We start from the raw sequence: 13,489 nt of genomic DNA, 5'->3' as shown, positions 1-13,489 counted from the left end.
AAAAAAAAATAATATGGATGATATATGTGTTTTGTAAACGAAATCATATATTTGAGATTTGTAATATTTACTCTCTTTTTATCCTCTTGATAAAATGGTTGAGCTTTATGAAGGAATGCTAAAGGAAAAGGATGATATGACTGGAGAATTGATACAAGAAAAATAAAAATAAAACTAAAATTTATAAAACAAACAGGAATACTTATGTAAACAAGCTCAAATAACCAAAGTTTTTGTTTGCAATAAAATTAGATATCGGTTCAAATAATCCCCCTATCAATTATGTTAGACCAATCTTTTTCATCTAAATCGTTTCAGGAAATTTTCGATAATGAAAATCGAAAAGGAATTAATGTTGAAGAAAAATTTAGTGATATTTTTTCTGATTCTATAGATAGAGTAGCTGGTTTAAAGCAACTCAGAAAACGAATTCAGGAAGAAAGGAATTTAGATAGAAAAAAAGTACTTTATGAAGACAAGAAAGCATTAAAAAAAGAAAGAGACTCCTTAGTTACTGGCGTGCTAGATGATATAGCTGACGGGATTAATAATCATATTATTAATTTAGATTTAGGTGAAGTTTATGGGAAACAGAGTTATAAGTTTGAAAATAATGCTCAAAACTTTTTTATTTCTAAAAAAATTCAAGATAATATAAATAAAACCTATCATGTTAAGCAAGCATCCAGATATGCAATACTTAGTGAGTTGATAAATCATTTAGAGGATAACTTTCCCAAATATGTTATTCGTACAGATATTAAAAACTTCTATGAATCAATTCCTCAAAAAAAGATACTAGATAAAATCAACAATGACTATCTGTTGAGTATAAAAACAAAAAAGTTTATTCAACAAATTTTTACAAGCTACAATACTTTAACGGGACAAACTAACCCAGAAACAGCTAAAGGAGTTCCAAGAGGTGTTGGAATTAGTGCTTATTTATCTGAGCTTTTTATGAGAAGTGTTGATAACAAAATCAGAGAACTTGAAGATTTGGTTTACTACGCTAGGTATGTTGATGATATTATTGCCATTTTTATTCCTAAATCAACAAATATTGATCCAGCAAAATTATCAAACTACAGAACCAAATTAACTGATATAATAGTAAATGAAGGTCTTATCATAAACAATCAAAAAACAAGTGAATATAATCTTTTAGATGGACTTCTAAGTATACGGTTTAGTGATCGTAATAATCCAAGCTATAATCCAAATTTTACCCCAAAAACAATTCATTATTTAGGATATGATATAGGAAGTGTAATTACTTATAAAACTAATAGAAAGATTGATAAACAAGTTCTTAGCATAAAATTATCCGATAATAAAATCAATAAATATTGCAATAAGATTAAATTGTCATTTCAGTATTTTGATAGCAAAAAAAGGCACAATCGCAAAAATGCATTTAAGCTCTTATCTGCTCGAATCAAATATCTCACTTCAAATACAAAACTGAGAAATAATAAAGACAAAGTTTTTGTAGGAATATATTATTCTAATCCATTTCTGAATAGTGACGAATCTTTGGAAACAATACAAAAAAGGCTTCAATGGTATATTCTAAGAGCCGGATTAACTCCTGACGAAAAAAAAATACTAATGAGGTACTCTTTTATTTCAGGATTTAACAAAAAAACATTTCAAATACTACCACTAAAAAACAAGAAATATAGGAGCCATAATAAAAAGAGAAACCATACAAACAACCAAGAAAACAAAGGAATATTGCAATTTGGAATAGCTGAAATTAATTCAATTTGGAAAAAATGAAAAGAAAAACAGGTCATAGTATTGGATATAAAAAAGAAAGAGTTGTTCTCTCTGACGTATTACCTTATGAAGTTCCACCCTTTTTTTCAAATAGGCATTTCTATAATTTTTTGGTGAAAAATAAAGTAGTTATTGATGAAAATAAAAGAACAGTTCAGTTTAAGAAAGACGATGCAGGTATTTTAAAAAAATTAGTTCGGATATTATTCGGAATAGATAGAAATGTACCATTTCAAAATGAACTTCTTTTTGATTGTTATCAATTTAACCCAGAAGCATTTGATAAATTATTTTATACTATACCTTTTAAATTTAGAATAACGCATAAAGATAATGATTATAGAGAGTTAACAGTTATCCATCCAGTTAATCAACTTTATTTGGTTGGCTTTTATAATAAATATAAAAACACAATACTTTATCATTCGAGATTGAGCAATTTTTCTTTGAGAAAGCCCAGTAAAGTTTCGTCATTGAAATATTATAAGGATAGTACCAATAAGAAGAAAAAATCTAAAAATCACGATATTGAAATAATTGAAACTACAGATAAGGAATATACTAGTTTAAAAACATTTTTCTCATATCAGAAATATAGTAATATTTATGAATTTTACGAATCTCATGATTATCAAAGAGCAGAAAAACGATTTGATAACTTACTAAAGTTTGATGTTTCAAAATGTTTTGATAGCATTTACACACATACACTTCCCTGGGCCATATCTAACAAAAAAATTGTTAAAGACAATTTAGGACCTCTTAAAAATTCATTTGGAGGTAAGTTTGATAGAGTCATGCAACAAATGAACTATAATGAAACTAACGGTATTATTATAGGTCCTGAATTTTCAAGAATTTTTGCAGAGTTAATTCTTCAACGCATTGATAAAAATGTTGAAAAAGAGTTATATAATAAAGGATATAGATATAAAGAGGATTATGACATTTATAGATATGTAGATGATTTTTTTGTCTTTTATAATGACGATAGAATCAAAGCAGAAATTCTAAGTTTGTATAAAGTAAAATTACAAGAATATAATCTGTTTTTTAACGATTCTAAAACTAAAATTCTTCCTAAACCAATTATAACAAACATAACTATTGCTAAGGAAGAAATCAGAAAATTAATTGAACATTCTATGATATTTCAATTCTACGATTCTGAAATGAAAAATCAAATAGGATTAAAATATTTTACAGCTCAAGATATTATAACTAATTATAAGGCTATACTGTCAAAAACTGATACAAGCTATAAGGACTTACAGAATTATTTTTTGGCTATAATCTTCAATAAGTTCAAAAGTTTAATAAAGAAAATGCAAGACGAGCAGGAATCGTTACTTAATCTTTATGCAAAAAAACGGGAGAAAACAACAGCTTTAAATGCAGCTCCTGATGAGGAAAAACAAAAATATGAAGAAGAATTAGATGAGATAAATGAAATTTTGAAGGAACAAAATAAAGAAGTAAAATCATTTCATAATCAACTATTGAAAAATATTAATGAAATGATTGAGCTAACCTTTTTCATTTATTCTGTTCTTCCAAGAGTAACATATTCAATAAAGGTTTGTCATATATTATTTAGAATTATTGATTTTATTAAAAATCAGGAACGTACAAAACAGAGTTATTTAGTTAGGTTTCCAACTGCGGATTCAGAGGAATTAAGGTATATCGCATTTGATTTTGATAAGAAGCATAATATTTTTAAAAAAATATATGATGGCATTTCTCTTGTTTTCCAGAAAAGTTTGTCATCTGAATATTCAGAGGTTGAGACTTTATATTTACTACCAATTATAAATGAGTTAGGAGAGAATTATCGCTTCGAAGAAGAATTAATTAATAAACATTTTAGGATTTTTCAGTTGGACAACCAAAATACCAAAACTTTAAATCATAATCTGAACTACTTCACAATTATTTCTTTACTGAATTACATCAATACAGATGAAAAGAAAAAATATGATGAGATAAGACAAGATATACAGCAAATAATTATAGAAAAATTTAATAACTTTGATCAAAATAATGCTGAAGATATTTTCTTATTGATAGATGTGCTAACTTGTCCATATATAGCAAGTACTGATGCTGATATTACAGATTTTAGAAGACAAATTTTAGATAAAATAAAGTTTTTTGATTCTGGAACTAGTACCGTTGATAAGAATGCTGAAATTGAACAATTATCAAAATATACTTCTACATCGTTTTATAGTTGGAAAGATAACGACTTAGGAAAAGAATTAAATACTAAACGAGGTCATAGCGTTTATTAAAATATTTGGGGCAAAATTATTCAAGCAATTGAATATACTCTTAAAAGCCATAATTTATAGTTTATCTTGGTAACTATCACACACAAGCCCCGATAAAACTTTTATGGTTTTTAGGGGTGAAGGTAGAGTCTTCACCCTATTTTTTTATTATAATCTGAATATTATCACTACCCTTTTTTGTAAGACACACTCATACTCATTCGGATTAGTTCCCTATTCTATTTTAAGCAGAAACTGCGTGAGGGATAGCAGCGAAAAGCCCACAGCGAGGTACGAGCGAGGACTTGTAGCGGATAGCCCGACCCGTAGGGTCACGCCCAAAGAAAAATCTTTTTAAAAGTTGCAATCTTTGTGGCTCCGCCACTCATCGTGCTGCTCGTATCTATATACTTTCTCTACATTATTTTGTGAGGCACATTTTGTTTTTCAGGCACATTGAGGGTTGTTTGGGCGTGTCCCCTGCCCTTTTTTCGGTTGTTTATTGGTTAGTCAGGGGTCGGGCTATGCGCTTTATCTTTTGTTAGTAAATTCTCAAAAGGATGCCGCTGCTATCACTCACGCGGAGAGCGGTTTGAGAAGGAAATGAATCGGCTATATGGAGGTTTATCATAATACTCTGTACTTTTATATAATTACAGCTAAACTACTTTAAGAATACTCCGTCACTTGTATCTATTATACTAACCCTACATCATATTCTCTACAAACAACTCAAAAGACTGAAAAAATATCTGTTTTTATTAGTTAAAAAAATATAAAACCTTATTTTTGCATACCCATAAAAAAATGCAAACTAATTTCAACTGATAGTACTGTGGAAAATCCAAATGCACAAAAATTGATTAACAAAATCCAGCTTGATTTATTCAAAACAGGATTTGATGCCGAAACAATAATTGGAGATTTAAAAAGATTACGTGAATTAGCTTTAGACGAACAGAATCCCGTTCTGGTTAAAGCGATACGTTTAACGTACGAACATATTGAAGAAAATAATGCATTTTTAATCGCTATTCCGGATGACGAACCAATTGAAGATGCTGATGAAATTGAAACGGAAATCAACAGACCGGAAGAAACCGATTTAGAAAGTCTTGAATATCTGATCTCGTTATTTTCAGATCTAAAAAATAAAAATAATATTTCCGACCTTAGAGAATACAACAAAGCTTTCCTAGCTTTCTAAGACGAAAATTTTATTCTAATACTATTAAACTGTACTACTAATAGTACAGTTTTTTTATATCTTTTAGTGAATTATTAACGAATTTTACTCTTTTGTGTTATACATTTGACACGCCGAAACCCATACAAAATCGGTATTTCTTTCTAATTCATTATCAACTATTTAATTAATAATTATGTTACGGTTCTTTAAAATTATCGCCTTTTTAGAAGGGGTTTCACTCCTACTCTTATTGTTTGTAGCTATGCCTTTAAAATATATCTACGACCAACCTGAGATGGTCCGAATGGTCGGAATGGCACACGGATTACTATTTATCGGTTATATCGTTTTAGCCACTATGCTAAAAATGGAAGAAAACTGGCCGGTGAAAAAATTCCTTATTGTATGTGTCGCTTCGGTTATTCCTTTCGGTACATTTTACGTTGAGAAAAAAATTCTGTAATTTTAAAATATGAAGATCTTTAATTGGGCATATAAAATTCTTAAAAATCTGGATTTTAGCGATACCTGGGCGACGTACCTCAATCTGGTCGTCAATATCGTGATCCTGATCGTTATCGCTTATATTTTAGATTATATCTTTAAAAAGATACTCATCATTATATTGGCTATTATCGCGGAAAAAACAAAGTCCAGCTTTGATGATTTTCTGGTGGCCAATAAAACAGCCAAATATGTAGCGCATCTGGTTCCGCTTTATTTTATAAGTAAAGTCGTACCGGTAATCCTGAAAAATTTTGTCTATTGGGAAAGTTTCTTTGCTAAAGGCGTTAAAACGTATATGGTATTCCTTTCTCTTTGGATTATCAGAAGTATTTTTAACTCATTAAAGGATTATCTGAAAGAAAAACCGAAATTTAGCGATAAGCCAATTGACAGTTATACGCAGGTAATAATGATCATTTTATGGGTTTATGCCATTACCTATTTGGTTTTAATCCTTTTTGATACCAATTTTAAAACATTATTAGGAACATTCGGAGCAATTTCGGCTATTATTATCTTAATTTTTAAAGATACAATTTTAGGATTGGTAGCGAGTATTCAGGTTACGGTAAACGATACGGTTCGTATTGGTGACTGGATTACGATTGATAAATTCGGTGCCGATGGTGATGTAATTGAGATTAATCTGGCGACGGTTAAAGTAAAGAACTTTGACAATACAACAACTACGGTTCCGACCTATAGTCTGATTTCGGATTCTTTTCGAAACTGGAGAGGAATGCAGAATTCTAACGGAAGACGAATCAAAAGATATATATTAATTAAGGAGAATAGCGTCCGTTTTATTCAGCCTACAGAAATTGATCATTTTAAGAAGATTCAACTGATCACGTCTTATATTGAACATCGACAGTCTGATATTGAGAAATTCAATACCAATAATAATATCGATAAGGATTTGGCTATAAACGGTAGAAACCTGACTAACTTAGGACTATTCCGGAAATATCTGACCAGTTATCTGGAAAGTCATGCCGGAATTAATAAGGAAATGAATTTGATGGTGCGTCATTTACAGCCTACCGATAAAGGGATTCCAATTGAGATTTATGCCTTTGTTTCGGATAAGCGTTGGATCAATTACGAACATATTATGGCCGATATTTTCGATCATATTATCGCATCGGTAAACTATTTTGATCTTGAAATATTTGAATTGCCTTCCAATTCCAATCGGAAGAATTATATAGAAGAATAGTTCGATTTTCCTTTATTTTCAGGCATTTTCAGAATTAAATTTTATATATCTTATTGTTCTATTTCTATCATACTGTACAGTTTTTTCTTAGTTTTAAATTAATTCTGTTAATTAGAAAACCATTAAATCAACATGATATCACAAAATGTTATATTGTGTCGATTTAATGTAAAACACTTATATTTAAGATGTTGAATTTTAAATATATTTATTATGAAAAGGCTTAAACAATTGATTAATTCAATTTTATTATTTGTTATTCTACTAATCTGTACGAATTGTCAAAACAGCGATTTAGAATTAGAAACAGCTACACAGATAAGTGATTTATCAATGAATCGTATTAATACTGTTGTTAATATGAGAATAAATTATTTAAGCAAACTGTTAGAACAGAAATATAATGATTTGCTTTATGAAAAAAGTCAAAACCATACCCCTACTGAAGATGATTTAAAGATTTTTTTTGTAGATAATACATTTGTTACTGATAAAATTGAAAACACATACACTATTTTTTGGAGAACTATATCAGAAATTGCAAAAGAAGAAAATATTGAGAAAATAAATACTTATATAACGAATTCAATTGATAAAATAAAAATTTCTAGGGATTTGAGATTAGAACAAAAGGAAATTTTGTTAGTTGAATTTATTACTGCTAAAGAGTTTATTTCTATTGTCTATCAAAACTTTAATAATACAAAATCATTTGATGTTGTCAATTACAAAAGGTCTAAAAGTTTTTGGTGCGGATTATCTATTGCTGGAAATGCAGTTGCAACGGTAGGCTTAGTTAGTTGTATTGGAACCGGAGGCTTGGGATGTGCAGCGGCAGTCGCAGGTAAAGTGATTAGTTACGTAAGCATATTTGGTTCTTGCTAAAACTACATCAAAAGAATGAAACCGTCAGTTTATATAGTATTACTTATATCAGCATGGCTGATAAGTATTGTTAGCTTTGTATTTCTAAATGAAAACGATTTTAAAAATCCAGATAGTAAGTTACTCCTTATTTTTTCAAATCTGGGCTTATCATTGGTTTTTTATGAATTATTTTTAGAGAAAAGGGTTAGTACAAAAAGACAAAGATTTTTATTTTATTTGATTCCCTTTTTTTTATTGGGATATTTAATAAGTATAGTTGTAATTTACTTTTATAAAACCGGAAACCTTTTTAATAATTTTATCTGGAATTTGCTTGTTATTATTTTTTCCGCTTTTATTCTCTACTATATCCTTTCCATAATAAAAAAAATAGCCCGGCTATAAAAGAAAACAGGTCATTCTAAAACAATAATTTGAATGACCTGTTTGTATGTTTAGATAATTTCAACTTCCGTTTTTCCGTGGGCTGCCGGACGACCGAAACTGTCCAGATTGACCATAGTGATCGCATCTACTGTAATGATAACGTCTTTTGTCATTACATTTCGGACTTCACATTTCATGATAATAGAAGTTCTGCCGAATTTCACCAGGTCAATACCGATTTCAATAATATCACCTTGTCGCGCCGAACTCATAAAATTGATTTCCGACATAAACTTGGTTACAATTTTGTTGTTTTTTAATTGGATAATAGCAAACAAAGCGGCTTCTTCATCGATCCAGGATAAAAGTTTGCCTCCGAAAAGTGTACCGTTTGCATTTAAATCTTCGGGTTTAACCCATTTTCTTGTCTGATAAATCATGATAAAAATTTTTGCAGTGCCAAAGTTACTATTTCTTCGTGGTCAAATGCTAATTTCGGAAGCTCTTTTATCGGAAACCAGCCTACTTCTTTTGCATCATCTGCAGCAATTCCAATAGTCTCTTCGGGAACAACTCCAAAATAAGCGATGGAAACCACATGATTTCTCGGATCACGAAACGGTTTTCCGAACGCTCCAATCTGTTCCAGTTTTTCGGTTTTAATGTTGGTTTCTTCAGATAATTCGCGAATAGCGGCATCCATTAAATCTTCATTTGTATCGACAAAACCACCCGGAAGTGCCCAGTCATTTTTAAAAGGTTCGTTGGCTCTTTTTATTAAAAGCAGACTAAAATCAGTTGCTCTTTTTTTAACAATTACAGTATCAACTGTTAAAAAAATGTTAGATTTTCTCATAAAGTACGATTTATGTATCTCGAAATTTTAAGTAATTATTTGTTATAAATATGCAATTTAAACTAATTCCTGTGAAAAAATAAATAATAAACATATGTTTTTTTTAAATATAAATGAGTGGAATCCCTTTGTTTTCAAGGCTTGATCAATAACCTGACCTCTCACCTACGTATTAATCTCACTATATTTGACCGATTAATAGAAATTTTCAACATTTTGTGTTGAATTTAAAAAATAAAGTGAATGAAAAGAATTATGCTGCCTTTATTTGTAACGGTACTTACTTTAGGTACTGCTACAGCTCAGGAAAAACCAAACTTCAACAAATGGTCGATTGACATTAACGGAGGAGTCAGTAAACCTACTGCTTCAATGACTACCGGTTATTTTGCAAAAGATTACAATCTTTTTCATGCTGATCTTGGTGTACGTTATATGTTTAATTCTAAATTCGGTTTAAAAGCAGACGTTGGTTATGACCAATTTGAAAACGCTCCTAAGAGTGCTTCTTTTGAAGCAAAATATTACAGAACAACTTTGCAAGGTGTTGTTAACCTGGGACGTGTTCTTAATTTTGAAGATTGGACACAACGTCTAAATGTACAGGCTCATACCGGTATCGGATATGCTTTTATGACCAATGATCGTTATAAAGGTAATGATAACATGCTAAATCATATTGTCGGTTTAACCGGACAAATTAAATTCTCGGAACGAATTGCATTAAATGCTGATTTTTCGATGATCAATAATGTACGTCAATCTCGAACTTTTGATGGCGCAGTTGCTCCGGAAGATCGCGGATTTAACGGTACACTATACAATGCAACGGTTGGTTTATCCATTTATTTAGGTAAAAATGAAAGACATGCCGACTGGTATTATGAAGAAGATAAAGTAGACCGATTAGCTGAACTGGAACAACGAATCGGTGATTTGGAAACTATGATGAATGATTCTGATAAAGACGGCGTGCCGGATTATTTAGATGCTGAACTGAATACAATTCCGGGTGTGGCAGTAGATACTAAAGGTAGAGCTATCGACAGAAATAACAACGGTATTCCGGATGAATTGGAAAGCTATTTGGAACGTAATTACGGAAGTAACAGTAACAATAACGGAAACGGTAAAGGATCTGCTATAAGCAGTGAAACGTTTAAAGAAATGATTAATCAGGGATATGTAAATGTCTATTTTGATTTTAATCAGACACAACCGGCGACTAATTCGGTTTCAGGAATTGATTTCTTAGTGAAATATTTAAAAGCAAATCCGGAAGCTAAAGCGGATGTAATCGGATATGCAGATGAAATCGGTAATTCGGAATACAATAAATTACTTTCCCGTAAACGAGCTGAAAACGTGAAAAATGTTTTAATTAAATCCGGTATTGCCGCTTCCCGATTAAATATTATCGGAAATGGTGTGGATAGTTCTGTTGCAAAAGACTCCAAAGCTGCCCGTCAGTTAGTAAGACGTGTTACTTTTAAGATCAAGTAATTAACAATATCTTATTCATAACTTATAAAAGACCGCTGTGATTCCGCAGCGGTTTTTTTATAACTTTAAAATAAAAAATGGAAAATCGCGACACCTTTCTGATCGATCTTAGAGGAGATGCCTTAGGAATGATCACAGAACAGTCTTCGTCGGAAGAAATTTTTCAAAACAAAATCTTACGTCCGATCTTACGATTGCAAAACGAACTTTTCATTCAGGTATTCCTGAATTATGCTGTAAAACAAAAAAATGTTTTCTTTTCATTGACTCCGGAAAAAAAGATGGCTTATATCGAAAATGTAATCCAACGTGATATCAAATTTCGAAATTCGCTAAAAGGAATGATTATCGGTCTTTTTACCGTTGAAGAATATCTGGAATACATCAAAAATTCTTCTAATCTAAACAAAAGAATGATGAATGTACTGATCGAACGTCTTAAAAGTCAAGTTCAGCTATTGGAACTGGATTAACAGCTTAATACGTTATTTACCATGAAATGCTTTTTGTTTCTTTTCAATTTTATAGCGATTTACAGCATTGGCTCTGCTTTAGACAAACCGGTACAGGAAATTAAAAAAAAGGATAACTATACCATTCAACGATTGATGTTGTATAATAAATCAGGGAAAATTCTAATGGAAAAAAATGCATTCGGATGGATGACTCCGGCAATCCGATCAAATGAAAACCAGAGTTTAAAAGAAGGTTTGTCCGGTTTGGCTAAAAAAATAGGCGTAGAAATAACACCCTTTCATTTACGCGGGATTTTTACCTATAAGTTTGAAGGATTATCCGATCATACAGGGCTGGTCTCTTATCGTACACATTATGAAGCGAAAGTAAAATCCGGTGAAATCATCCAGCCTGAAAGTAAAAGCATACGATACGAATGGCTTACCGTAAATCAGGCAAAGGATAGTATTAGTCATCCGGGACTTAAAGCGGAGTTTGTACAAATGGCAAAACAGCCGGATAAAATCTGGAGCGGATCGTTTCTATGTGTTTTTAAAGACGATAAATTGGAATCGGTCCGACAAATTGAAGCTTTTTATACACTTAACAAATAAATAAGGAAGGACCGTTTTAGCGGTCCTTCTTAAATTACAACACGAAATAAGCATTCTTAACCGGTTGAATATGCGAGATATCGACTGATTTCGGCTCCTCTGACTCGAATTCGTTGCGATACTCGTAAACCATTTGCAACAAGTTTTTCTCAATGTTGCTGGATATAAGGTTCATCGGTGTGTCAGTTGGTCGGTTCTCAAACGGATCCTGTAGATGGATTGCCATTTTCTCAATTAAAAAGAAAGCTGCTCCGATAGTTGTAACCAACGGTATACGGAACCATCCCAGGAAATCGGTTAATCCGAACGGTAATAAAATAAGGAATAAGAACAATGTAAAACGGATATACAAACTATATGTAGTCGGAAAAATCGTATTTTTAATACGCTCACATTTACCCATCGAATCACATAGTCGGGTTAAGGTATTATCAATTTCCACCTGTTGGTACACATTGATCTTCCCTTGCTCGTTTGCTTTACGCAATTCTTTAACGTGTAACATCAATATTGCATTCGGAACGTGTTTGTGCTTTTTTACAAAACGCAGCTCATCTTCTGTCAACAATGATTGTATCAACGAAATCGGATCTTTTCCTCGTAAAGACTGACTTAAACTATAACACCATGCGGCCTGTCTTTTTGCAAAACGCTCTTTAAAGTCATTTGCCTGTAATGAAAAATCAGGATCTTTATAAAATCCGATGACCTGTCGCATCAGGGAACGCGAATCATTTACGATAGCACCCCACACGATACGAGCCTCCCACCATCTGTCGTAAGCCTGATTGGATTTAAACGCCAGCAACAATGAAATGATGGTACCGATAATCGATGGTATAGCAATTGGAATTTTTGTGGGAACCGCCTGAAAAGTATGATGAAATACTTCAAAAGCAACACAGTAGAGTACAATTAAGACTAACTCCAGCTTAATTTTTCCCAAAACATATTTTAATGGCACTCTTTTTTTTAGTAGCATATTTTTTTCTTTTTAGATTAAACAATCAGACGGTTTCTTCGTGTAGCGAAAGCACCGGAAGTCCCAGATTATCATGAACCGGCACTGTAATATTTCGCTTTAACCTTGTTTTTTCCGGTTTTCGGGTTTCCACTAATAAATCAATATTGTTTTTAGAAATGGTTTCCGATAAATAAGGTGTGATTTCTTCCGGTCGTTGTTCTTCAAATACTGAAGCCTGACTTACGATTTTAAAAGTAAATCGTTCACTTACCACACGTTGTAATTCCTGAACACCAATTCCGGCAGCGGCACGTTCCAGATAGAGTGCATTATTAAAGCTGTTTTCATCGTAATGCTGACCCAGATGAAGAATCGGACTTTTACAATTGCCCAGTAACTTTAAAAAATGACGTTGGAATGTATTGGTTTCTGTCTTATAGTGCGATGAAAGGATAACAAGGCTAATACCCAGATGATCCAACAGGTTTTTTAATAACGGTGCCGAAATACCAAACTGATGACGTACCGTTAGTTTACAATTGGTAGTTGCATTGACAAGTGAGCGGCAATCTTCTAAAATAGCATATTGCGCTTCCGTCATATCCGGTGTCATATTTCTAAGTGCTGATAATGCCGAGAACGAAGTATCAGGCATGTCGCTAACCGTTAATAAAACGATTGAACAACTTTTAGTTTCAGCATGTTTTACAGCCGTTTTTACAGCATTTAGTGTATCGGCTTCAAATGAGGTAGGAATTAGTATGTTATGCATCGGTATAATTGTTTATGATTTATACAAGCAAAACAACTACACCGGGATGAGAAGGGAATTAAATTAAAATTAGAATATTCTAAAAATTTACATTAGAAAT

At 31.7% G+C, this 13,489-nt stretch carries 13 protein-coding genes; 9 read left to right on the top strand and 4 right to left on the bottom strand.

Annotation, left to right across the window (positions count from 1 at the left end):
- Positions 1–282: 282 nt before the first annotated feature.
- The 6 genes from drt3a (at position 283) to NOX80_RS13015 (ending at position 7,855) form a co-directional block, all read left to right on the top strand.
- Positions 283–1,782, top strand: coding sequence for an antiviral reverse transcriptase Drt3a (gene drt3a, locus NOX80_RS13040; RefSeq protein ID WP_256550232.1), 1,500 nt, complete (start codon positions 283–285; stop codon positions 1,780–1,782).
- A complete protein-coding gene (gene drt3b / locus NOX80_RS13035; RefSeq protein ID WP_256550231.1) occupies positions 1,779–4,076 on the top strand; it encodes an antiviral reverse transcriptase Drt3b in 2,298 nt (765 codons plus the stop codon). Before drt3a ends, drt3b begins: the two co-directional genes overlap by 4 nt.
- 814 nt (positions 4,077–4,890) lie before the next feature.
- Entirely contained in the window at positions 4,891–5,262 is a 372-nt protein-coding gene (locus NOX80_RS13030) for a hypothetical protein (RefSeq protein WP_256550230.1), read from the top strand.
- A gap of 175 nt (positions 5,263–5,437) precedes the next feature.
- Entirely contained in the window at positions 5,438–5,707 is a 270-nt protein-coding gene (locus NOX80_RS13025; protein ID WP_256550229.1) for a DUF3817 domain-containing protein, read from the top strand.
- Between the two features lie 9 nt (positions 5,708–5,716).
- Positions 5,717–6,970, top strand: a complete 1,254-nt coding sequence (locus NOX80_RS13020) for a mechanosensitive ion channel family protein (RefSeq protein ID WP_256550228.1) — start codon at positions 5,717–5,719, stop codon at positions 6,968–6,970.
- 213 nt (positions 6,971–7,183) lie between these two features.
- Entirely contained in the window at positions 7,184–7,855 is a 672-nt protein-coding gene (locus NOX80_RS13015) for a hypothetical protein (RefSeq protein WP_256550227.1), read from the top strand.
- Positions 7,856–8,292: 437 nt separating this feature from the next.
- On the opposite strand, the gene NOX80_RS13010 is transcribed toward NOX80_RS13015, so the two are convergent.
- Both NOX80_RS13010 and NOX80_RS13005 read right to left on the bottom strand, forming a co-directional pair.
- Positions 8,293–8,664, bottom strand: a complete 372-nt coding sequence (locus tag NOX80_RS13010) for an acyl-CoA thioesterase (RefSeq protein ID WP_256550226.1) — start codon at positions 8,662–8,664, stop codon at positions 8,293–8,295.
- Positions 8,661–9,080: an NUDIX domain-containing protein gene (locus NOX80_RS13005; RefSeq protein ID WP_256550225.1), complete on the bottom strand. Its 420-nt coding sequence runs from the start codon at positions 9,078–9,080 to the stop codon at positions 8,661–8,663. Before NOX80_RS13005 ends, NOX80_RS13010 begins: the two co-directional genes overlap by 4 nt.
- A gap of 243 nt (positions 9,081–9,323) precedes the next feature.
- Between NOX80_RS13005 and NOX80_RS13000 the strand changes: the two genes are divergently transcribed.
- The 3 genes from NOX80_RS13000 (at position 9,324) to NOX80_RS12990 (ending at position 11,653) form a co-directional block, all read left to right on the top strand.
- Positions 9,324–10,583, top strand: coding sequence for an OmpA family protein (locus NOX80_RS13000; protein ID WP_256550224.1), 1,260 nt, complete (start codon positions 9,324–9,326; stop codon positions 10,581–10,583).
- A 77-nt stretch (positions 10,584–10,660) separates the two neighbouring features.
- Positions 10,661–11,056, top strand: coding sequence for a glyoxalase (locus NOX80_RS12995; RefSeq protein WP_256550223.1), 396 nt, complete (start codon positions 10,661–10,663; stop codon positions 11,054–11,056).
- A gap of 21 nt (positions 11,057–11,077) precedes the next feature.
- Positions 11,078–11,653, top strand: coding sequence for a hypothetical protein (locus tag NOX80_RS12990; protein ID WP_256550222.1), 576 nt, complete (start codon positions 11,078–11,080; stop codon positions 11,651–11,653).
- Positions 11,654–11,687: 34 nt separating this feature from the next.
- On the opposite strand, the gene NOX80_RS12985 is transcribed toward NOX80_RS12990, so the two are convergent.
- Positions 11,688–12,635 carry a bestrophin family protein gene (locus tag NOX80_RS12985; protein ID WP_256550221.1) on the bottom strand — a complete coding sequence of 316 codons (948 nt, stop codon included), beginning with the start codon at positions 12,633–12,635 and terminating at the stop codon, positions 11,688–11,690.
- Positions 12,636–12,660: 25 nt separating this feature from the next.
- Positions 12,661–13,389 (bottom strand): universal stress protein, encoded by a 729-nt coding sequence (locus tag NOX80_RS12980; protein ID WP_256550220.1) that lies wholly within the window; start codon positions 13,387–13,389, stop codon positions 12,661–12,663.
- Positions 13,390–13,489 lie beyond the last annotated feature (100 nt).

The sequence above is a fragment of the Flavobacterium cerinum genome, assembly GCF_024496085.1.
Classification (GTDB): domain Bacteria; phylum Bacteroidota; class Bacteroidia; order Flavobacteriales; family Flavobacteriaceae; genus Flavobacterium; species Flavobacterium cerinum_A.
The sequence above is the reverse complement of the archived record's forward strand: the minus strand, read 5'-3'. Positions and strand labels throughout refer to the sequence as shown.